The organism is Flavobacterium sp. FG139 (assembly GCF_057809695.1).
On record NZ_JBMDKL010000001.1, the window covers coordinates 1 to 23,867 of the forward strand.

18 protein-coding genes and 1 other RNA gene are annotated in these 23,867 nt (G+C 33.6%); 11 read left to right on the forward strand and 8 right to left on the reverse strand.

Going from position 1 to position 23,867, the window contains the following annotated elements; all coding sequences use genetic code 11:
* On the reverse strand, nt 1-5,641 hold a 5,641-nt coding region (locus ACODSI_RS00005), incomplete at its 3' end, for a hypothetical protein (protein WP_488914779.1).
* A gap of 30 nt (nt 5,642-5,671) precedes the next feature.
* A complete protein-coding gene (locus ACODSI_RS00010) occupies nt 5,672-6,193 on the reverse strand; it encodes a hypothetical protein (RefSeq protein WP_488914780.1) in 522 nt (173 codons plus the stop codon).
* Between the two features lie 409 nt (nt 6,194-6,602).
* On the opposite strand from ACODSI_RS00010, the gene ACODSI_RS00015 reads away from it, so the two are divergent.
* The 4 genes from ACODSI_RS00015 to ACODSI_RS00030 are packed head-to-tail and all read left to right on the forward strand — an operon-like array spanning nt 6,603 to nt 11,142.
* Entirely contained in the window at nt 6,603-7,085 is a 483-nt protein-coding gene (locus tag ACODSI_RS00015) for a SixA phosphatase family protein (protein WP_488914781.1), read from the forward strand.
* A gap of 1 nt (nt 7,086) precedes the next feature.
* Complete coding sequence (gene ppk1, locus ACODSI_RS00020; RefSeq protein WP_488914782.1) at nt 7,087-9,201, forward strand: polyphosphate kinase 1; 2,115 nt, start codon at nt 7,087-7,089, stop codon at nt 9,199-9,201.
* Between the two features lie 29 nt (nt 9,202-9,230).
* Nucleotides 9,231-10,121: a Ppx/GppA phosphatase family protein gene (locus ACODSI_RS00025; RefSeq protein WP_488914783.1), complete on the forward strand. Its 891-nt coding sequence runs from the start codon at nt 9,231-9,233 to the stop codon at nt 10,119-10,121.
* Nucleotides 10,122-10,131: 10 nt separating this feature from the next.
* Nucleotides 10,132-11,142: a proline iminopeptidase-family hydrolase gene (locus ACODSI_RS00030; protein WP_488914784.1), complete on the forward strand. Its 1,011-nt coding sequence runs from the start codon at nt 10,132-10,134 to the stop codon at nt 11,140-11,142.
* Nucleotides 11,143-11,178: 36 nt separating this feature from the next.
* Here ACODSI_RS00030 and ACODSI_RS00035 read toward each other — a convergent pair whose 3' ends face one another.
* Together ACODSI_RS00035 and dnaX are read right to left on the reverse strand one after the other, a co-directional pair.
* On the reverse strand, nt 11,179-11,517 hold the full coding sequence (locus ACODSI_RS00035; protein ID WP_488914785.1) for a DUF8493 domain-containing protein: 339 nt from the start codon (nt 11,515-11,517) through the stop codon (nt 11,179-11,181).
* A gap of 335 nt (nt 11,518-11,852) precedes the next feature.
* On the reverse strand, nt 11,853-12,935 hold the full coding sequence (gene dnaX / locus ACODSI_RS00040; protein WP_488914786.1) for a DNA polymerase III subunit gamma/tau: 1,083 nt from the start codon (nt 12,933-12,935) through the stop codon (nt 11,853-11,855).
* A gap of 142 nt (nt 12,936-13,077) precedes the next feature.
* Here dnaX and rnpB point away from each other — a divergent pair.
* An RNA gene (rnpB, locus tag ACODSI_RS00045) (RNase P RNA component class A) lies at nt 13,078-13,395 on the forward strand.
* Here the strand turns inward: rnpB and ACODSI_RS00050 are convergent.
* Both ACODSI_RS00050 and ACODSI_RS00055 read right to left on the reverse strand, forming a co-directional pair.
* Complete coding sequence (locus ACODSI_RS00050; protein ID WP_488914787.1) at nt 13,395-14,081, reverse strand: response regulator transcription factor; 687 nt, start codon at nt 14,079-14,081, stop codon at nt 13,395-13,397. The two genes, rnpB and ACODSI_RS00050, sit on opposite strands and share 1 nt — an antisense overlap.
* 2 nt (nt 14,082-14,083) lie before the next feature.
* Nucleotides 14,084-15,436, reverse strand: coding sequence for a sensor histidine kinase (locus tag ACODSI_RS00055; RefSeq protein ID WP_488914788.1), 1,353 nt, complete (start codon nt 15,434-15,436; stop codon nt 14,084-14,086).
* A 124-nt stretch (nt 15,437-15,560) separates the two neighbouring features.
* On the opposite strand from ACODSI_RS00055, the gene ACODSI_RS00060 reads away from it, so the two are divergent.
* Both ACODSI_RS00060 and ACODSI_RS00065 read left to right on the forward strand, forming a co-directional pair.
* The gene (locus ACODSI_RS00060) at nt 15,561-17,639 is read left to right on the forward strand and encodes an outer membrane beta-barrel protein (RefSeq protein WP_488914789.1); all 2,079 of its coding nucleotides are present in this window, start codon (nt 15,561-15,563) and stop codon (nt 17,637-17,639) included.
* Between the two features lie 52 nt (nt 17,640-17,691).
* Complete coding sequence (locus ACODSI_RS00065; protein WP_488914790.1) at nt 17,692-18,357, forward strand: FAD-binding oxidoreductase; 666 nt, start codon at nt 17,692-17,694, stop codon at nt 18,355-18,357.
* A 1-nt stretch (nt 18,358) separates the two neighbouring features.
* On the opposite strand, the gene rsmD is transcribed toward ACODSI_RS00065, so the two are convergent.
* Both rsmD and ACODSI_RS00075 read right to left on the reverse strand, forming a co-directional pair.
* Nucleotides 18,359-18,940: a 16S rRNA (guanine(966)-N(2))-methyltransferase RsmD gene (gene rsmD / locus ACODSI_RS00070; RefSeq protein WP_488914791.1), complete on the reverse strand. Its 582-nt coding sequence runs from the start codon at nt 18,938-18,940 to the stop codon at nt 18,359-18,361.
* A complete protein-coding gene (locus ACODSI_RS00075; protein WP_488914792.1) occupies nt 18,937-19,737 on the reverse strand; it encodes a DUF3822 family protein in 801 nt (266 codons plus the stop codon). Before ACODSI_RS00075 ends, rsmD begins: the two co-directional genes overlap by 4 nt.
* A 197-nt stretch (nt 19,738-19,934) precedes the next feature.
* Here ACODSI_RS00075 and ACODSI_RS00080 point away from each other — a divergent pair, with 197 nt between their 5' ends.
* The 4 genes from ACODSI_RS00080 to ACODSI_RS00095 all read left to right on the forward strand — a co-directional run bounded on the left by ACODSI_RS00080 (nt 19,935) and on the right by ACODSI_RS00095 (nt 23,842).
* Nucleotides 19,935-21,386 carry an ATP-dependent DNA helicase gene (locus ACODSI_RS00080; protein WP_488915068.1) on the forward strand — a complete coding sequence of 484 codons (1,452 nt, stop codon included), beginning with the start codon at nt 19,935-19,937 and terminating at the stop codon, nt 21,384-21,386.
* Between the two features lie 83 nt (nt 21,387-21,469).
* Nucleotides 21,470-21,964 carry a hypothetical protein gene (locus ACODSI_RS00085; RefSeq protein ID WP_488914793.1) on the forward strand — a complete coding sequence of 165 codons (495 nt, stop codon included), beginning with the start codon at nt 21,470-21,472 and terminating at the stop codon, nt 21,962-21,964.
* Nucleotides 21,965-21,983: 19 nt separating this feature from the next.
* The gene (locus ACODSI_RS00090; RefSeq protein WP_488914794.1) at nt 21,984-23,366 is read left to right on the forward strand and encodes an alpha-amylase family glycosyl hydrolase; all 1,383 of its coding nucleotides are present in this window, start codon (nt 21,984-21,986) and stop codon (nt 23,364-23,366) included.
* 35 nt (nt 23,367-23,401) lie between these two features.
* Complete coding sequence (locus ACODSI_RS00095) at nt 23,402-23,842, forward strand: VOC family protein (RefSeq protein ID WP_488914795.1); 441 nt, start codon at nt 23,402-23,404, stop codon at nt 23,840-23,842.
* Nucleotides 23,843-23,867 lie beyond the last annotated feature (25 nt).

Here is a 23,867-nt window from a genome sequence, read left to right on the forward strand (position 1 = left end):
TAGTTACCGTAGCGGTATCACAATTAGTTGGATTTAATTTTTCACAGATTTGGTAAGTTACTACATATGTTCCAGAAGGCGTTCCAGGAGCTACATTTACTGAACCGTCAACAGGATTTAAAGTCACACCAGGATTGGTAGTTGACACCTGAGTTAAGTTTACAGTTACTAAAGTAGCAGGAGCACCGTTAAGGGTATCGTTCACCAACACATTAGCAAGCGCTTGACCACCAGAAGCACCTACAATAGGAGATCCGTTGTCATTCACTGCATCGATTACAGGAGCAGTAACAGTAATAGTTACTACAGCTGAATCACAATTAGTTGGATTTAATTTTTCACAAATTTGGTAAGTGATAGTATACGTTCCAGCAGGAGTACCAGCAGGAATACTGATTTGTCCAGAAGTTGTATTGATAGTTGGAACTTGTCCACCATTGATAGCTACAGCAGGAGTAATAACAGTTAAATTAACTTGATTAATAGTAACTGGTGTTCCATTTAATGTATCAGGACCATTACCATTAGAAGTTAATACGTTACCCGCATTTGGATTACCTGTTGTACCATTACCACCTGAGATGGTATCATTTACAGCATCAATTACTGCAGCAGTTACAGTTACTGTTACAATTGCAGTATCACAATTTGTTGGTTTTGTAACTTCACATATTTGATATGTTAATGTATAATTCCCTGCAGGAGTTCCAGCAGCAACTACTACATTAGTTCCAGAAAGAGTAACCCCAGCATTTGTTGATGAAACGAAAGTAGTAGTTACTTGAGAGGCCACAACTGGGTTTCCATTAATAGTATCATTAACTAATACGTTTGTAAAAGAAGTTCCTCCAGTTGCTCCAACCACACTAGTACCAGCATCATCATTAGCTAATATTACATTAACTGGCGTAGGAGTAGAGGTAGATGTGTTATTATTTGGATTTGGATCAGGTTGGTTACCAGTTACTGTTGCTGTATTTGCAAAAACACCAGTGGCTTTTACAATTGCAGTTACAGTTAATGTAGCATTAGAACCATTTGTTAAATTTCCAATTGTCCAAACTCCAGTAGTATTGTTATAAGTTCCTGTTGAAACAGTTGAACTAACATAAGTGTATCCAGAAGGTAAAACATCATTTAATACCACTCCAGAAGCATTACTTGGACCAGCATTTGAAGCAACAATAGTAAAGGTAATAGTTGAACCAACAGCAGGAGTAGCGTTACTTACAGTCTTAATTACACTTAAGTCAGAATTAGCACATTGAAGCGAACCATTCCCAGAACCACCATAACTTCCATGAGTATCTACAAAAGCACCGTAAACATTAATGCTATTGATTACACTTGCAAGAGAACCAACTGAAAGTTTGATTTCATCAAAAGGTAGAGTAGCTTCAAAACCTACATTGTAGAATCCAGGACCAGATCCTAAAATTGGACCACCTAATAAAGTTAAATCAATTAATGAACCTCCACTTCTAGATTCTTGTAAAGTACCATTGTTGTATGTAGAGATAGTTAATGATTGGAATAAATTTAATTGAATTAAAGTATTTAAATCTTTAATAGTATATCCAGCAAAAGTACCTGCAGGATAAGTATAAAGTTGATCTGCAACAGCAATTGAACCTGACGCTAAAACACCAGCCGTAATAGCGATGTTAGCATAATCAGTTGTACTAGCTGTTAAGACATTATTTGTATTATTCACAGCACAAGCCACACAAGCCACACCATTAATTCCAGATTTTGCACCGTCAATATAAACAGGGAAATTAGGATTAGTTAACGCATATGTCTGATTACACTCAACAGTTGCAGGACAGAATTTTTCTAATACAGTATTGTAAACTTTTACTGTTCCAAGTGTTACAGTAGCTAAGTTTGTTAATGAAAGTTGCACTTCATCAAATGGTAAAGTAGAAATAAAACCTACAGTTTGTCTTCCAGTGCCTACTAATAAATTAGTATTTACAGTAATTAAAGCTCCGCTTCCGGTTTTAGTTTCTTGTTGAACACCATTTAAGTATGTTGTAACTCTAATAGCATCAAAAACATTAGCATTTAATAAAGCAATGCTTTCAATATCATATCCAGCAAAAGAACCTGCAGGATAATCAGTTATTTGATCTTTTACAGAAATGCTTCCACTTGTTCCAACACTTGCAGTTAAATCAATATTAGCATAATTTGTTGCATTAGTGTCGATTAAATTATCAGTATTAGTTACTGAACATAAAGCACATACTAATCCGTTAATTCCTGTTTTTACACCATTAATATAAACAGGATAAGTAGGAGCACTTATTGCAGTTGGAGTATTACATGGTAAAGCTGGACCAGCACAGAATTTTTCAAACGTAGCATTGAATACTTTAGTCAAACCAAGATTTACACCTACAGTTTGATTTAAAGAGATTTGTACTTCGTCAAAGGCAGTTGTAGAAACAAAACCTAATTTATAACGACCAGTACTATTTAATAGTGTTCCATTTACAAGTAAATTAGACCCAGAGAATTGTTCTTTTAAAGTACCATTTAAGTACGTTTTAACTTGAACATTTCCAAGAGCAGCCACACTAACAAGATTTGTATTTTCAATTTCAAAACCAGCATAAGTTCCAGCAGGATAATCAGTAACTTGATCTTTAACAGCTAAACTTGCTGAACCAATAACACCAACTAATAAGTTTAAACTTGCATAGTCTGTAGCGCTTGCTGAAATGGCATTTTCAGGGTTTGAAACACTTCCAACACTAACTCCAGACAACCCTGTGTGGGTATTTTGAATGGTAGTTGGGAAAGTTGGATAGTTCATAGCCGTTGGCACATTACAGTCTAAAGCTGGACCTGCACAATAAGTTGAAACTACTGGGTAAAAGATATTTGTTGAAGTTAAAACTCCAGCCAAACTATTGATTGATATTTCAACCGCGTCAAACGATTGATTGGTATTGAATCCTAATACATAATTTCCAGGATTGGAAAGTAAACTCAAACTTACTAAAGAACTACCTGTTGTAGTTTCTTTCAACACACCACCTAAATAGGTTTTGATAGAAATATTGTTAAGTAAGTCAGCAGAAATAACTCCACCATTTGGTGCAATTCTATATCCTGTGAAAGTTCCTGCAGCATACGTGCTATTTCCGTCAGTAACTCTTAGATTATGAGTAACACCAACACCAATGGCAGTAGTTGCAGTTGCAAAATTGGTTAAATTAGCATCTATTAATCTTGATGAATTTGATATTCCACAACCAATCAAACAAACACCACTAGTTGAAGTGCTTACAGAAAGACTGTCAAAAGTGTTTGATGTAAAAGGAATCGCATCAATTGTATTACAAGGAATAGTTCCGTCATTAACAGAAATGATAACTACCGCAGTGCTACAATTTGTAGGATTTGCTACCTCACAAATTTGATACGTTAAACTATATGTTCCATTTGGTGTTCCAGGTACAATATTAACTGAGCCATTTGAGTTTAAAACCAAGTTAGGATTAGGAACTGTAGTGGTTACTGTAACAGCACTGGCACTGAATGGTAAACCATTGATGGTATCATTGGTTAGAACATTTAGTACATTGGTGCCACTAGTTGTAGTTAAATTGATAGGTCCAGCCGCATCATCATTCGCTAAGATAACATTACATTTAGAAATAGTAAATGGAATGTTACATCCTGAAGTTCCTGGAGCAACTGCATAATAGGTTGTTGTTACACCTGGAGTTAATGGGAATGGATTAGTTGAAGTATATTGAACCGAACTAGCAGTTACAGGATATTGGTTGTAAAATGTTGAACCAGTTGGAAAGTATTGCGCTACTTGACTAACAGGTACTGTTGTGTCAGAACTACACGAGTAGATATTTCTTACTAATGGAGTATTTTGACAGTTAGCCGATACATAATTTGCACCATTAATTGCAATAGATAAAGATTGTGCAATTGGCTCACCAGTACAGTTACCATTTTGAGTATAACCTTGTATTAAAGATTTACTACCTAAAACAACTCCTGTAATGTTTCCAGTACCCGACATCGTTCCGTTAACAAGGATATTATTTCCACAACTTGAATTACTCAATATAGTACAGTCAGTTGTAGCTTTAAGTTTGAATGTTAAAGTAGCTAATAAAGTACTTGGACTAGCAGGTAAAGGTAAAGTTCCAAAATCCCAAACTATAGAACCCGTAGATCCTAATGTAGAATCAAAGTAAACATTGTTTGGTGTTGGAAGTGGAGTAAAAAATACACTTCCCGAAGCACTTCCTGCAACATAAGTTGCATTGTAAGGAACTGGGATGATAATTTTTGTATTGTTTACTGCTTCAGTACCTAAATTTTTAATATCAACTTTAAAAGTAATGTCTTGACCAGGTGTCGCAGTATAAGGAGCAGTCACTGGTATTCCATTGATGTTAGTAGCTGATAAAACACCTTCTGGCTCTGGTATATATGCATCAACAGACATGGCAATTGAGAAGATGGCATAAGTATCTCCTGCAGTTCCATATCTGAAATTGGTAGATGTTTGGCTATTGCCTATAATTGAATTATTGGTGTTGGGTAGGGTAAACATACTAATGTCAATACCCGTATTATTTTGCAGATTCGGATTCCTATTATTACCTCCAGTATTGATGGAGGAATTGAAGAAATTGGTTGCAGTGTTACCACTGTGACTCAAATTAGTATAGTTGGTAGTGGCTAAGTTTCTAATACTGAAATAATCTCCAGTTAAACTAACATCACCTTCAGAGGCCATCATTCCTAATTTTACACCTACATTTCCAGTTTGAACGGTGTTAAAACCTGATACCGGTAAATCAAATGGTGTGGTATTTGAAGAAACGATATAAGCATGACCATCAAATAAAGTTACGTCACGATATTTCATTTTGGAGTTTTCGTAAACAACAATTAAACCCCATCCACCAGAGTATCCAGTACCGCCACCATTTCCGTCACGTAAAGCCATATCAGCAGCTAAATATTCTCCAACGCCATATTGTCTTACATAATCAGTAACCTCAACATAAGAAGAATAAATGTAATCTCCAGTTGAAGTAGGATAATAAATATCCGATGTTGATGCCAAGAATTGAGTATAGTTGGCAGCACCTGGACCTTTAAACATAATCTTTCTTTTATCGAAAGTTTTTGTATAAGAAGTACCATTGATAGTTTTAGTAACATTAAACGTATTGCTCGCTGTTCCCGATTGATCTGCTCTACCAGTCCAATATAGGCCGGCATAGATAATTCTTGAACAAGATGGCACCGCTCCATTCTCTGTAGACAAACTTAATGTTGCAGCAGAAGAGTTGAACGTTGGTGACCCACCTAATCCAGCTATACTATTTCCATCAACATCAACATACACCATTGTGTTGTTGTTGTTAGGACTAGTGTTAGAATAACTTTGTAATGTTAAATTGGTATTACCAAGCATGGTAAAATCACCTTTAACATTGTAAATCTTTTTGGTTGGGGTATACTGTGAGGTTCTTTGTGTAAACGGAACCATCACTTGAGCATTTGCAGTATATAACATTCCCAAAAGGAAGAATAATTGCAAAAACAAAAAGATTTTTTTACCGGTTTTGTGATTTGAGTATAGATTTTTCATATTGTAAACTTTAATGACAAATTCTTTAGATTAAGCTCCTTTTTCGCTTTTAAAAACGACAACGTAAGTATCGTTTTGGTTAACAATCGATTTAGGAAGACTATTGATGTCGTAATCAAATGTTGCCAAAATGTAAATGAATTTTAGCTTCGGAAAATTACTAGCATTTTCTAAATTTATTTTGGATTGAAAATCTTGAATATTTTCAACACGGATGGTAATTAACTCCACATTGTTACGCAACATATCTTGCTTAGTAATAGCATTAAAGCCACTGATGTCTGTAAACAAACATGTAGGGTTATTCTCAAATGTTTTGACCGTTCCATTAAAATAGTAGATGGAAGGATTTACCTCATAAACAAGACTTTTTAGTCTTGCAGCAGATGCATCATTTTTCTTGGGAGAATTAATGTATGAATCTAATTGATAAATGTTTAATGGACTGACTTTGCTGTTTTGAGCCAATAGACTTGTTTGCATCAAGGTCATCATTAACACAAGAGTAATTATCCTAATCACTCTAGCTCTTAATAGAATAGCTTTGTTCATATTTGATTTATTTGGGTTCATTTTATTAACTTAATTTTTGCTTAATATTTTTTGTTCTTCAAACAGATGTTAAAAAAATCTAGTATAGGCATCAAATTTAGATTGATTTATTTTCCAACAGCTATTTTATCCTTGAATTACTCTAAAACTCGTTAAAATGCATAAAATTAACAATCTGACATAAAATCACCGTTAAACGGCACTATGATTAACATTATTCACTAAATCGGTTATTTTTTTTAAACTTTTTTAGTTCTAACCTTGACTAATCAGATGTTAAATTCTTTATCGAAAGTAATGTGCTTTTTTGTACTTACCAAAAAAAATATCGACAAAGTGCAAAAAAACACGGTTAAATGGTAAAAACATGTGTTTTATGTATATTAATTCTTACAAATAAAATTATACTATGAAAAATTTAATTTTAATCAGACATGCAAAATCAAGTTGGGATCACCCAGTTCCTGATTTTGATAGGGATCTCACTTCAAAAGGAGTTGCTAATTCCATAAAAATGGCTAATGAATCTGTAGGATATATTAATAAAGAAGCCTTTATTTGGTCTAGTTCGGCTAAAAGAGCCCATAAAACAGCACAATTATTTGTAAGAAATTGGAATCGTGATGTTGAAAATATTGAAATTAAAAATGAACTTTATACCTTTGATATTAGCAAGTTGGAACAAATTGTTAAATCGTGTCCTAATCAAATAAATTACCTAATTCTTTTTGGACATAATAGTGCCATTACAGATTTTGTTAATAAATTTGGAGATATTTTTATGGATAACGTACCCACATCGGGATTTGTATCCATTACTTTTGATACACACGATTGGAAGAAGATTAATAAAGGTAAAATAGAAAAAATTATATCCCCAAGAGCTATTTAAAATGAATTCAACACATAATTACAGATACATTGATAGAGAAAAAAGTTGGTTAACATTCAATGCCAGAGTTCTGCAAGAAGCAGCAGATGAAGCGGTTCCGCTATTAGATAGATTACGATTTTTAGGCATTTTCTCCAATAATTTAGACGAATTTTTTCGAGTACGATATGCTGCAATTAGAAGATTAAGCCTTACTGGAGCAACCGGTGAAAAGGTTTTGGGCGGAATTACTGCTCAACAATTGGTTAAAGATATTACCGAAATTGTCATCAAACAACAATCGGAAAGTTTACGCATATTAAGCATTATCGAAAAGCAATTGGAAAAAGAGAACATTATTATTGTTGATGAAAATGAATTGTGTCAAGAGCACCAAAATTTTGTTCACGATTTGTTTATCCAAAAAGTAAGTCCAGAGCTAGTCACTATTATATTGAATGATTTGGCAGAATTTCCTTTGTTAAAAGATACTGCGGGTTATTTGGCTATTAAATTGGTAATGAAAACCGATGAAAAACCCAAAGCTATGGGACTTGTAAAGCCTAAAAAAGAAATCCGTTATGCTATCATTGAAATTCCTAAAAACATCAACAGAATTGTAGTTCTTCCCGACATGGAAGGAAAGAAATACATTATGCTTCTTGACGATGTTATACGTTATAATATTAGTAATATATTCAACATTTTTGATTATGAAAGCATTTCGGCCCACATGATCAAGATTACCCGTGATGCACAACTTGATATCGATAGTGATATGAGTAAAAGTATGATGGAAAAAATTGCAACTTCTGTAAAAGATAGAAGAGTTGGAGAACCTGTTCGTTTTGTGTACGATAAAGAAATTGAAAAAGATACGCTTGAGTTCTTTTTAAATAGAATGAAAATTGATGCTTCGGATAGTATTATTCCGGGTGGTCGCTACCACAACCGTCGCGATTATATGAATTTCCCAAATTTAGGCCGATTCGATTTATTATACCAACAAAAGCAGCCTCTTCCAGTAGAAGGTTTATCTCTAGAAGGTAGTATTTTAAATAGAATTGCCCAAAAAGATTTTCTAATTTCAGCACCGTATCAATCCTTTTCATACATTATAAAATTCTTACGTGAAGCAGCGCTCGACCCTAAAGTGACTACCATAAAAATTACGTTGTATCGATTGGCCAAAAATTCTCAAATCATTAGTTCGTTAATCAATGCGGCTAAAAATGGTAAACGGGTTATTGTACAAATTGAACTTCAAGCTCGTTTTGATGAAGCGAGTAATATTTCGTATGCCGAACAAATGCAACAAGAAGGAATTGAACTCATTTTTGGGATAAAAGGACTAAAAGTGCACAGTAAAATATGTGTTATTGATCGAATGGAAGGTGGAAAAATTAAGCGTTATGGCATCATTTCTACTGGAAACTTTAATGAGTCAACAGCCAAAATTTATACCGATGTTACCCTATTTACAAGCCATCAAAAAATAATGAAAGACGTTTCCAAAGTCTTTGACTTTTTTGAAGTTAATTATCGTTTGCATCGTTACAAGCATTTAATTGTTTCACCACATTATTCACGTTCAAAGTTTTGTAAGCTAATCGATAGAGAAATTCACAACGCGCAAGCAGGTCGTCCGGCTTATATTAATTTAAAAATGAATAGCCTTTCTGATTTTCAAATGATTGACAAATTGTATGAAGCCAGTAATGCCGGAGTGAAAATGAAGTTGCAAATTCGAGGAATCTGTTCGTTAATTCCAGGAGTTAAAGGAATGAGCGAAAATATTGAAGCGATAAGTATCGTTGATAATTTCCTTGAACATTCGCGTATTTTTATTTTTTGTAATGATAATAATCCCGATGTTTTTATTTCTTCTGCCGATTTTATGACGCGTAATCTTGATGGTAGAGTAGAAGTAACGTGTCCAATTTATCAAGAAGATATTAAAAAACAATTGATTGATAACTTTGAAGTGGGTTGGAAAGGAAATGTAAAAGCACGCTATCATTCTGAAAAATTAGATAATAAATATCGAATTCGAAAAGAAAATGAACCAGTATTTAGAGCCCAGCATGAAACCTATAATTATTATAAAAATCAACAAGAAGAAACAAATAAATTTTAACCCCAAATAGCATAAATAACCATATATAGATGATTTCAATAAAAAAATATGCTGCCATCGACATTGGTTCAAATGCCATGCGATTGCTCATTACTAATATAGTTGAACAAGAAGGTAAAGAAACTCAATTTAATAAATCGGCCTTGATTCGGGTGCCGATTCGTTTAGGTCAAGATGCGTTTACTGTTGGTGAAATCACGCCAGAAAATGTTGATAGAATGGTCGATGCTATGGAAGCATTCCGACTGTTAATGAAAGTATATAAAGTTGAAAAATACAAAGCGTGTGCAACATCTGCTATGCGCGAAGCCTATAATGGTAAAGAAGTAGCCAATACTATTCGTGAAAAATCATCAATTGATATAGAAATTATTGACGGAAAAGTAGAAGCGGCCATTATTGCTTCTTCCGATTTACACAGTTTTATTGCTACTGATAAAACCTATTTATATGTAGATGTTGGTGGTGGCAGCACAGAGTTTTCATTGTTTTCAGACGGAAAAATGGTGGCTTCAAAGTCATTTAAGAATGGTACCGTTCGGTTGTTAAACAATATGGTAAATGATATTGTTTGGCAAGAAATTGAAAAATGGATTAAATCGGTTTGCGAACCCTACGACCATATCACGCTCATTGGTTCGGGTGGCAATATCAATAAAATCCACAAATTGTCTGAAAAGCATCAAGAAAAACCATTATCATATGTATACTTATCGGCTCAATATCAATACCTAAATTCATTAACTTACGAACAACGAATTGCCGAATTAGGATTGAATACCGACCGTGCCGACGTGATTATTCATGCCACTCGAATTTATCTTAGCGCTATGAAATGGAGTGGTGCAAGACAAATTTATGTGCCAAAAATAGGACTTTCAGACGGCATTGTCAAAGCATTATATTATGGTAAAATTTAATTTTGGAATTATGAAAAATGTAAAATTCATTCTCGGACTCGCTTTTTTTATGCTTTTTGTTTCTTGTAAAAAAGAAGAAACTTCCAATTCTTATTTCAACTCTGATGCCACTGGAATCAAAATAGGTGGTGTCAAAATGGTTACGATTCAAACACCGAAAGGAAAATTTAAAGTTTGGACAAAACGCTATGGAAACAATCCCAAAATAAAACTTTTGTTGTTGAATGGTGGACCTGGAATGTCGCACGAATATTTTGAATGTATGGAAAGTTTTCTGCCTAAAGAAGGTATTGAATTCATTTATTACGATCAATTGGGAACTGGTTTTTCAGAAAATCCAAACGATACTTTGATGTGGGATTTGCCTCGATATGTCGAAGAAGTTGAGCAAGTACGTGTCGCTTTGAAACTAAACAAAGATAATTTTTATGTATTAGGTCATTCTTGGGGTGGTATTTTAGCAATGCAATATACTTTAAAATACCAAAATAATGTAAAAGGATTGATAGTATCTAATATGATGGCAAGTTGTCCCAAGTATGGCGAATATTCTAAAGTTTTAGAAAAACAAATGAATCCAGAAGTACTAAAAACGATTAAAGATTTGGAAGCAAAAAAAGATTTTTCCAATCCAAAATACATGGAATTGTTAATGGCTAATTTCTATAACCAACACATTTTAAGATTGCCTGTAAACGAATGGCCAGAACCAGTTAATCGCGCATTTAGTAGATTGAATTCGTCATTATACATTACCATGCAAGGGCCTAGCGAACTAGGAATTTCAGGTAAACTAACTAATTGGGATGTTTCTAAAGAGTTGAAAAATATTACCGTTCCCACTTTGGTAATTGGTGCCAAACACGATACAATGGATCCTGAATATATGAAATGGATGGCGACTCAATTCCAGAATGGTTCTTATTTATATTGTGCCAACGGAAGCCACATGAGTATGTATGATGATCAACAAACCTATATGAATGGCTTGATTCAGTTTCTGAAAAAAGGAAATGAATAATATTAAAAAAGGCGATAAATTTAATTATCGCCTTTTTTAAATATCCAAATCAAACATTTTTCTCAAAAGCTCTAAATTCGGATTAATTTCGTTCAGTCTGTTGAATTTATCTTGTGCCGTAAAGGCATTTTTGATTTTTACACTTTCGTTCACGATCACTTCAATCGTAATGTCATGGTTGTGCAAATGACCACGTAAATAGCCTAACAATTCGGGTTTGGCTTTTTCAAAATCGATCTTCGAACCTTCATTAGGAAGTTCATAGATTATTTTGGTACCTTCCAATTTAGGGTCGGTAATGCGCAACAACGATTCCATAATCATTTGCCCTTTGTCATTTAATCGTTGGGCATATTTAAACCAAAATTCCAACATTTGAGTTTCAGTAAATTCTTCAGTTGGCAGATGTTCAACTTCTCGAACGGTACCTTTTTGAGCTTCTAATAATTCTTTTTTCGCACGAATACTCGATAACGATAAAGCAGAAACTTTTGGTTGGTTGTCAGTTGGAGTAGATACTGGTTTGTTTTCTGAATGATCAATTACTTCTGTTTTTTCAACAGGAGTAACGGTAGGAGTAACAGCAACTTCTTCAATAGATGTAGCTATTGGAATCTCAATTTTAGGCGTTTCAGATTTAGGGATTTCAATGTTCGAATTTTTACTTTCGACTATCGAATAACTAGTATTTCGGTAATAAGTAGGAGGAATTATAAAGTCAACTTTTTTTTTTCTCCATCAAAGTTGATAGAGCACAATTGCATCAGTGTTAGTTCAACTAAAAGACGTTGGTTTTGCGACGATTTGAATTTTAAATCACAATCGTTTGCAATCTCGATAGCTTTTAATAAAAAGTCAGAATGGCATTTGTGAGCTTGTTGGCCATACATCATTTGTGCTTGTTCACCAGCTTCCAACAATACTAATGTGGCTGGATTTTTACATACCAACAAATCTCTAAAATGGGATGCCAAGCCAGCAATGAAGTGATGTCCGTCAAAGCCTTTAGATAAAATATCATTATAAGTAACTAAAATTTGCGGAATATTATTCTCCAAAATCAAATCGGTTACCTTAATATAAGTCTCGTAGTCAAGTACGTTTAAATTTTCGGTAACGGCTTGTCTCGTTAAGTTAGTTCCACAATACGAAACCACACGATCAAAAATTGATAGAGCATCGCGCATGGCTCCATCGGCTTTTTGCGCAATAATATGTAAAGCATCGTCTTCAAATTGTACACCTTGACTTTGAGCCACTTCTGCTAAATGTTCTTTAGCGTCTTTTACGGTAATTCGTTTGAAGTCAAAAATCTGACAACGTGACAATATAGTCGGAATAATTTTGTGTTTTTCTGTAGTTGCTAAAATGAAAATAGCATGTTTAGGTGGTTCTTCTAACGTTTTCAAAAACGCATTAAAAGCCGCCGAAGACAACATGTGCACCTCGTCTATAATATACACTTTATATTGACCGGTTTGTGGTGGTATCCTAACTTGATCAATTAGATTTCGAATATCATCAACCGAGTTGTTGGAAGCAGCATCCAATTCGAAAACATTGAAAGCAAAATCTTCGTTCGGATCGTCATAACCGGGCTGGTTAATTTTACGAGCCAAAATTCTGGCACAAGTAGTTTTTCCAACACCTCTTGGACCCGTAAACAATAGGGCAGAAGCCAAATGGTTGGTTTCAATAGCATTCAACAAGGTATTGGTAATAGCCTGCTGTCCCACAACATCTTTAAAGGTTTGCGGACGGTATTTACGAGCTGATACTACAAATTGTTCCATGAAATTCTATTGGAATACAAATATAGATTTAAAAAATTCAATTTCAAAAATCAATTGCAATAACAATTTAAAAAAATAGTAAATTTATAATGTTTCAAAAATCCTAAATCCCAAATCCTAAAACTTAAATCCGTACCTTTGCACCGCAGACCGCCTTATCGCTGTTCATTAATGAAGAGAGGAAAGTCCGGACACCACAGAGTAGCATAGCGGATAACATCCGTCAGTTCAAGAAATTGAATTAGGACAAGTGCAACAGAAAGCAGGTACAGATAATGCTGTAGTGAAACCAGGTAAACTCTATGCGGTGAAATTTCAAGTATATCGACATTTAAGGATTACTCGTCCGTTGTCGAAGGGTAGAAAGATGGATTTCGTTGGTAACAACGAGACTAGATAAATGATAAGGTCTCGTCTTTTTGGACGAGAACAGAATCCGGCTTATAGGTCTGCTTTTTTTTATAAAATTTTAAATTCCAAACCAATATTTCGAATACTTTCTATAGAAATAGTGTTGTCTTCAGAAAGGTATTTTCGCAATTTGCTGATGAAAACATCCATACTTCTTCCAGAGAAAAAATCATCAGTTTCCCAAACGGCTTTCAAAACCTGTTCGCGTTTTACCAATTGATTTTTATGTTGAAATAGAAATAGTAATAACGACGCTTCTTTTTCGGTCAATTGTTGTGTTTTTAGATTGGATTTTAATTCAAATCGATTGGTATCGAAAGTAAAAATACCAATTTCAATCTGATTGGGAAGTGCATTTGAAAGACTTCTTTTTTCGGTTCGTTTGATAATGTTAGTCAATCGCAACACCAATTCATCTGCTTCAAAGGGCTTTACAATATAATCGTCGGCACCCAATTTCAACCCTTTTATTTTATCTTCATTCTGATTTCGAGCTGTTAAAAACACAAACGGAATTTCGGGATGGCTATCAACTATTTTTTCAGCTAAAGTAAAACCGTCAATTTTAGGCATCATGACATCCAAAACACAAATGTCAAAAGAATTAGTTCTGAAAAGTGCTAACGCTTCTTCACCATCTTTTGCCCAAATCACACTAAAGTTTTGAAGTTCTAAGTATTGTTTTAAAATCGCTCCAAAATCAATATCGTCTTCTGCTAAAAGGATTTTCTTCATGACTATACCGATGGAATACTAATAGTAAATAACGCCCCTTTTCCTAAATCGCTTACTACTTGAATCGAACCTTTGTGGGCTTTTATAATTTGATCAACATAATACAATCCGAGCCCAAGTCCTTTTACATTGTGCACATTGCCTTGTTCGACGCGATAAAATTTTTCAAAAAGTAAGGATTGTTTATTTTTTGGAATTCCAATGCCATCGTCTTGGATACTTATAGTAAATTGGTCTTTCACAATTGTTGTTTTAATCGTGATATTTTGACAACCATATTTTACCGCATTTTCTAAAACATTAGTTATAGCAGTGGTTAAATGAAATTTATCTAATAATAAAACACCTTCAGTAGTTGATAGTCCCATTTGAATTTTTACGTTGGGATAGGCCAAATGAAAGTCATCAAGAATAGTTTTTACCAATGTATTTGGTTTGACTTTCTCTTTTTGCAATTCAATTTCTTCAAAGCCTAACGAATTGTTCATCACTTGATCCACAATATTTTGCAAACGAATATTCTGACGACTGATAGTTTCAATAACCGAATTCATAACCGCTTCATTTTCTTGCACTTCTTTACGTTCTAATATTTTAGTAGAAACGGATAATGTAGTTAAAGGCGTTTTCAATTCGTGTGTAATGTTGTTGATGAAATCGGTTTTTACATCACTTACTTTTTTCTGTTTGATCAAAGCTCTAATGGCAATAACAAATAAGGAAATCAGTATTACCATTGACAAAATGGATAATATCAAGATGGTCGCCATACGTTGCAAAATAATTTGTTCCCAATTTTTTACCGAAACAAATAAGGTTTCTTCGGTTACTAATTTATAATTGGCAGCTTCATTTGATGTGCCAACATAGTTTCTCACCGAAAAAGCATCATCTAACGAAACCAAATTTCCATATAGGATATTTCCAATTGCGGGCTTTTCTGAAAATATAGTATCTGATCTTTGTGCAGCATTAAAAACGATGAACTTATTAGTAACTACAGCAAAATCGATTTGGTTTTTCGGAAATTCTTTGTTGATTTTCTTCCGTAATAATTGGGTTAAAACATCACGATACGGATTGTTAAGCAAGTTATTTTTTAGTTGACTTTTAAAGTTTTTGTCTTTTATATAATGGCGTAACAGCCTGTTGTAATAGATGTCTTTGCTGTTCATTACAGTCGAATCTAAATCGGTAAAATCGTTGGTGATTTTGGCAATTTTTTCTTTTACTTCCGTATGAAATTGCTCCACTTTATACTCATAAGTGGTTTTTACCAAATAGTATTGTATCGCCATGAGCGCTATCAAAACCAGAGTAGAAAATCCGATTAAAAGATTGATTTTTTGTTTCATATATCCATTTCAACACTTCAAAAATAAAGCATTTATTCTTAAAATGAACTTTTAACCTTGCATTAACTTCCAATTAACTTTCAGATTTAAAAGGTTGAACCATTTTTGCATCAAATAAAATGATATGAATGCTATTCGATTTTACTTATTACTCGTGGTACTATTTTCCCAAATAACTTTTTCGCAAGAAACGCCAAAAGTATTAGATACAATTACTATTAAAGGTCAAACCAAAACATTCGCAATCAAAAACGGAAACCTAAAAGTTGATGTTTCCAATTCTATCTACAAATCCATTTCAAATCCAGTTGATTTATTGGCAAAACTTCCCAATATCCAAATCAGTCCCGATAAAGAAACGATTACGGTTATCGGAAAAGGAACTCCAATTTTATATATCGACAATCAAAAAGTCACCATGAATGAACTCAATTCCTTATCGGTTGATGCTATTAAGTCCATAGAAATTATCAAAAATCCTTCTTCTAAATACGAAGCCGAAGGACGTGTTGTGATTCTTATTACCAGAAAGTTGAGCAAAAAAGAAGGATTCAAAGCAATAGTTTCTGAAAATGCTTCGTGTCAAAAATACTTCAATAATTATTTCGGAATTAACTCTAGTCTGAAGAAAAACAAATTCGAATTCAAAGCCAATTTCAATTACAACCAAATTTCGGTTTGGGAAAAAAACGGTAATGATTTTATTATTCCAGCCAATTACATTATTTCAAATTATTTGGTGAAAGCCATAACCAAGCGTCCACAATTCATCTTTGGAACAGGTGTTTTTTACAAAATTAATGAAGACGATTATTTGTCGGCAAATTTGAATCTAAGAACTCAGAAAGATATTTTTGACATTACAACCGATACGTATAATCAACAACAAAATGCAATCGATTATATAAATACATTAAATACAAATCAAGGCACTCGAAATTTGGTTAGCGGATTTCTAAACTACAATCATAAAATAAAAAGCATCAACGGATTGCTTTTTTCGGGTTTTCAATATTCAAATTTCAATCAGAATATTGCAAGTAGTATTTTTAATGATTACAATAATAATGGATTTGAATTTACTCAAAATAGAAATCAGAACATTGGAATTTCCGTTTTTTCAGGAAGATTGGATTTTGAAAAGGAATTCAAAAACAAAATGAAATTAGAAATGGGAGCACTGTATCTTCAGGCCAATTCTGATACAAAGTTTTTAATTGAAAATGAAAACGCCACTACTTTTTCACACTATATATATAAGGAGGAAAATGCTGCTGCTTATTCACAACTTTCGGGAAGTATCAAAAAAGTGAATTACACTTTCGGACTGCGAGCAGAAAACACCATTGTAAAAGGAAAATATGCTCTGGAAAATGAAGTATTAGTGGATAAAAATTACATCAATTTGTTTCCTAAAACTTCGATTGAAATCCCAATTGACAGTACAAATACCATTTCCTTCAATTATGCTAAAAGTATTATTCGTCCAAATTTTTCTACTACCAGTCAAGTTTCGGCTTACATAAATCCGTATTTTGTGTGGTCTAACAACATCAATTTAGATCCAACCATTACAGATGAAGTATCGTTGAATTATCAATATAAAGAAAAATCAATTCGATTGAGTTATACCAAAATGAAGGATCCAGTTTATTATGCTACATCCTATAATGCAACTCAAAATTTACTCACTTTTCAAACGGCTAATTTCAATAAAGAATCGGGTTTTACGTTAGAATTTACATTGCCCTTTAACTATAAATTTTGGACAGTAACGAATACAATTAGCGGCATTTTAAATAAAGTTGAAGACAAACAATCAGTTGTAAATCAGTCTAAACCTTATGTGTATTACTATTCCAATCATATTTTTAAATTGCCAAAAGAAATAGAAGTCGCAATCACAGGTTGGGGTTTAACGCACAGAAATGAAGGAATTTTTGAGAGAAATGCACTTTTTACAATGGATTTTGCAGTATCAAAAAAATGTTTTAAAAACTTGGATTGCACTATAAGTTACAATGATATTTTTAGACAAATTAAGTATTACGAAAATTTCACCATTAATGGAGTTTCGGCTAAAGGCGTTTATTATACCGATGCTAACTTGGTTGCGATTTCAGTAAAATATACATTTGGTAAAATTAAGAACTCTCAATATAAAGAAAAAAGTATTGATGAGAATTCAGGTAGAATTCGGTAATGAAAAGAGTTTAGTTTTTTATATATTTGAATAAATCAAACTATGCCAATATATGAGTGTTATCGTTAAAGTTTTAGAAGCTCGATTTATTACCCATAATGTAAAAAAATTTATTGTTGAAAAACCCGTCGATTTTGTTTTTATTCCGGGTCAAGCTGTAAATATTTCAATCAATTTACCCGATTGGAAAGAACAATTGCGACCTTTTACTTTTACAAGTTTGAAAGAAGCCAATTTTTTGGAGTTTATGATTAAAATTTACGATGATCATAAAGGCGTTACCAATATGTTAGGAAAAATTAATGTGGGCCACGAACTTATTTTGCATGATGTTTTTGGTGCGATTCAGTATGAAAAGCCAGGTGTTTTTATAGCTGGAGGCACTGGAATTACACCTTTCATCGCTATTTTTAGAGATTTGTATAAAAATAATAAATTGCGCGGAAACCGATTAATTTATACCAATCAAACTGCCGATGATATTATTGATGGTGAAGAATTACTTCGAATGTTTAAACAAGATTTTGTAAATGTTTTAACGCGTCAAGGAATTGTAGGTTATGTGGGTAAACGCATTGATAGAAATTTCCTAATCGAAAACATTGTTGATTTTGGTCAGCATTTTTACGTATGTGGTCCCGACAATTTGGTAAAAGATATTGTTAGAAATTTAATTGACTTAGGTGCTGATCCAGAAACTTTAATTTTTGAAAAATAGGTTAACCTTCCTTTTCATTGTCGTTTTCACTTTCTTCATCGTCAACTTCAAACTCGTAAAACGAGAATACCGAACCACCATAATTTTTTTGAAACGAAAAGTGCATCATGTGGTCGAGTTTGGTGTGTTTGGAATGTTCCATAATCATCATGCCTTCTTCGTCTAAAAGTTCATTCTCAAATACCAATTCGATTAGTTTTTCAAATTCTTTTTGTGCTATGCCATAAGGCGGATCGGCAAAGATGATGTCGTACGAACCTTTGTGTTTTTCTAAAAACTTAAACACATCGCTTTTAATAGCGGTAATGTTCAAGTCAAATTCTTTGGCTGTTTTTTTAATAAAATTAACACAACCCATGTCGCCATCAATACTCGTAATGTTATCACAACCACGTGAACCAAATTCGTAACTTATGTTTCCCGTTCCAGCAAATAAATCCAAAACCTTCAATCCCGAAAAATTAAAATGATTATTCAAAACATTGAACAAAGCTTCTTTACTCATGTCGGTTGTTGGGCGAACCGGCAAGTTTTTGGGCGCTGTGATGCGTCTCCCTTTGTATTTTCCAGAAATGATTCTCACGAGTGCAATAGTATAAAATGTTCGCGGTTTTCTATTTCCGAAAACGAATTGGTAGTAGTAGTCGTATCAAACAATGATACGTTTCTGATGTATTTATAAGCAATTTGGTAAAAAGCATCACTTTCTGTGATAGCTCCAAGCAATTCCAATTTGAAATGTTCGGGATTCAGTTGCAATTGTTCGGCAGTAAAAAGAATGTAGTAAATAAAATCTTCGGGCGTTTTATACTCAAAGGAATTGTACAAGTGCAACTTCTGATTTTGAATGACCATAAGTTCAAAATGACTTTCACTTACGTGAACAAACATCTTGCGCTCTTCATTATTTTTAGAAACATCCAACAATTTTGAAACTAAAATACTGTTAGCATGTTTGTATTCGAAGGCCCCATATTGGTCGATGAAAAAATTATTCATATTTACATACGGAATGTACACATTGTTCATTTCGTATTTTTCGAGTTCATCAAATGTAAAAAAATCGGTTTCAAAAACCTTAGTGTTGTATTGCAAATAACTGCCCAGAAACTCTTCATCAAATAAAGCTGTGGGAACAAATGCACAAAGATTATTACTGTGAACAATCACAATTTCATCATATTGATGCTTCAATTCTGGATTTTCTCGGAACACAGAAGCAAACAAATCTTCTATTTTAGCACTGCGTTGAAAAGTGTCAAAATGGATATTTTGCAGCACAATTGGTTTACCACTCAACGTATCAAAAACACAAAACGATAAGCCATTCAAAGAAACTTGAATTGCTAGTTTTTTATAGGTTTTGTCGGTGATATTCATTTTTAGAAAAAGATTTTTAACACCGCAAACTTACGAAGAAAAAGAACAAGTTCAACTTCAAAAATCAACTTCAAAAATCAATTTCAAAGGTAAAATGTAATTTGAATCTTTAAGTTTTAGAAATGATTTTGTTTTTTGATAAAATATAATTGGAAACATTTACCTTTACATTTAATATTTGATTTTTGAAATTGTCATTGATTTTTGAAGTTGAAATTGATTTTTTGCCATTGAAAAATTTCTATTCTATTCTTTCCCATAACTTTCCGTTTAATCCTACGATTAAGCAAGATGTGTTTTTTCAAAAAATTGCTGCGTTTATAACGGATACAAACAACGATAAAATATTTGTATTGAAAGGATATGCAGGTACTGGAAAAACCACCGTTATTTCTACCATTGTTAATAATCTAATAGAAATCAATAAAAAATACGTTTTGCTAGCACCTACAGGTCGTGCTGCTAAAGTGATTGCTAATTATTCTAATAAACCAGCTTTTACAATTCATAAAAAAATTTACTTTCCTAAAAAGTCGAGTGGTGGTGGAGTTGCTTTTACGATGCAACAAAACAAGCACAAAAACACCATTTTCATTGTCGATGAAGCTTCGATGATTTCGGATGTGGCTGCCGAGAGTAAATTGTATGAAAACGGTAGTCTTTTAGACGATTTAATCTCCTATATATATAGTGGTACAAATTGTAAGATGATTTTATTGGGCGATACGGCTCAGTTACCACCGGTAAATTTAGATATTTCGCCAGCTTTAAATACCGATACCTTAGAACTCAATTACGACAAAAAAGTAGATTGGATTGAACTCGATGAAGTTATGCGTCAAGAACTAAATTCAGGAATTCTGTACAATGCTACCGAATTGCGCGAATTGTTGAAAGACAGTTTCATTACCGAATTCAAGTTTAAATTGAAAGGGTTTAAAGACATTGTGCGCTTAACCGATGGATATGACATTCAGGATGCCATCAATCAGTCGTATAGTAATTATTCTATTGAAGATACCGCTTTTATTGTGCGTTCTAATAAAAGAGCGAATCAATACAACGAACAAATTAGAACCAAAATTTTGGATAAAGAAAGTGATTTGTCTACCGGTGATTTTTTGATGGTGGTAAAGAACAATTATTTTTGGTTGAAAGAAAAAGATGAAGCTGGTTTCATTGCGAATGGCGATATTATAGAAGTTTTGGAAATCTATAGTTTCAAAGAATTATACGGATTCAAATTTGCCAAAGTTAAAATACGAATGGTCGATTATCCTAACCAAATTCCGTTTGAGACCGTGTTGATTTTAGATACTATTAAAAGCGAATCACCTTCATTAACCTACGAGCAATCCAACCAATTGTATGAAGAAGTGATGAGAGACTACGAACATCTTACGACTAAATACGCCAAATTCCAAAAAGTAAAAGAAAACGAATATTTCAACGGTTTGCAAGTAAAATTCTCTTATGCCATAACGTGTCATAAAAGTCAAGGCGGACAATGGAATACCGTTTTTATTGAGCAACCTTATTTACCAGAAGGCATCGATCGCGATTACATCCGATGGTTGTATACTGCCATCACTCGTGCTAAAGATAAATTGTATTTGATTGGATTTAAAGACGAAAGTTTTGTGGATTAACAAATACTTAAGAGCAATTAGATACTCTGTTTGAATAATTAATATTACTATTGCAATCTGATACTCACTAAATCAACTATAGTATGAAAAACTTATTTATCATCTGTTTTGTTGTTCTATCAACTACCGTGTTTGCGCAATCCATTACTGATTTTTCAAAAATAAAACTTGAGAGCGATACAGATTATAAAGCGGCTAATAATTATGTTCTGGAAGCAAGTAATTTTGTTTTGTCAACACCTTACGAAAAAGATAATGTACAACGCCTAAACGCTATTCGATTTGTACTGCAATGGATGGCAGGAACACCTGATTTTACCTTTTCCTTAGATGCTACAATTATGGACAAAGTGGTAAAAGGCAACGATGATTTATTAGGTCTTTATATGATTTGTATGACCAAATATTGTTTAGAAAACAAGGATTCTTCTAAAGATGAAAAATTAGTCAAACTGAATTCAGTAAAGTTGATTTTGACTTACTGTGAAAATCCGGAGAACAATATTAAGATGCCCAAACCACTTAAAAAATTATCCGAAGCCAACAAAAAAGGTGAACTAGAAAAAGAATTACAATAAACCCAATTAAGTAAAGAAAATGAAACAAGTATTTCAATTATCAAAAATAACAATCGTAGTTGGCTTGTTATCAATTTTTCAAAGTTGTAGTAAAAGTGATGATGGTGTTGTTACTCCAGCTCCAGTTACCCCGGTAACTCCTGTAAACAATAGCGATGGTTTTGTGCCAGCCGCTACTGCCGATATTGTAATGTATGAAATAAACCCAACGGCTTTTAGTGCGTCAAAAAACCTTCAAGGGATTACCAATAGGTTGGATAACATTAAAGCACTTGGTATAAATACCATTTGGATTATGCCTATTTATCCTATTGGAGTAACGAGTTCTATCGGATCGCCTTATTGCGTAAAAGATTACACTTCGGTGAGAGCCAGTTTAGGAACATTACAAGATTTTAAAACCTTAGTCTCTACAGCACATCAAAAAGGAATTGCTGTAATTTTAGACTGGGTTGCCAATCATACGTCTTGGGATAATGCATGGATTACTGCCAATCCGAGTTGGTATACACAAAATAGTAGCGGACAAATTATTAGTCCGGCAGGAACCAATTGGAATGATGTGGCCGATTTGAATTTTAACAATACCGCCATGCGTACTGCCATGATTGATGCTATGAAATATTGGGTTACGGAGACTAATATTGACGGATTCCGATTTGATGCTGCCGATTATGTTCCCTTTGATTTTTGGACACAAGCCAATACCGCATTGAATGCCATTCCGAATAAACAATTGATTTTATTAGCCGAAGGAAATCGTCCCGATCATTTCACAGCTGGATTCCAAATGAACTTCGCTTGGGATTATTTAGGTGCCGAAAAAAATGTATTTGGAACCAGTCAAGCAGCAGTTAGTAGTTTGTTTACCACTAACACTAGTGAATATACAGCAGTTCCACTAGGAAAGAGAAAATTGCGTTTCACAACCAATCACGACGAATCTAATATTGCTACTCCAATATCGGTTTATGGTGGAAATGATGGCGCTATAGCCGCTTCGGTAATTTCTATTTATTTACAAGGTGTGCCATTGTTGTATTGTGGACAAGAAGTAGGTGTGAGCACTACAGCAACTTATAACGGAACGAATACGATCAATTGGACAGCTAACAGCAGTATGCTTACGGCCTATACTAATTTGTTAAATTTTTATTCTTCTTCAGCTGCAGCTAAATCAGGCACCTTAATTACGTATAGCGATCCTAATGTAGCTGTTTTCAAAAAGAGTAATGCATCCGAACAAGTTTTGGTTATGGTCAATTCGAGAGCATCATCACAATCATACACCGTTCCGGTTGCTTTGCAAGGTAATTGGACCAACGCTTTAACAGGTGCTGCGGTTACATTATCAGGAACCACAACTATGAATGCTTTTCAATATTTAATTTTGAAGCAATAATTTTCTATTTTTGAGAATAAATTAAACTAGAACCTATGGCAACAGTAAATGCTTATTTAACTTTTAACGGAACATGTGAAGCCGCATTCAATTTTTACAAATCAGTATTTGGAGGAGAATTCACTTATATTGGAAGATTCAATGAAATGCCACCATCAGAAGGATGTGGGCCGATTTCAGAAGAAGCTGGGAACCTAATTATGCATGTAAGCTTACCAATTAGCGCAGAAACAATTTTAATGGGAAGTGATACTTCAGAAGCTTTTGGTCAAGTTACCACTATGGGTGATAATATTTCCATTTCAATCAACGCATCGAGTAGAGAAGAAGCTGATAGGTTATTTAATGGCTTATCTGTAGATGGTGTTATAAAAATGCCTCTAGAAAATACGTTTTGGGGTGCTTATTTTGGAATGTTTATTGACAAGTTTGGCATTCATTGGATGATGAACTTTGACGAAACTCCACAGAAATAACAAAAAAAAGGTTTATCAATCGATA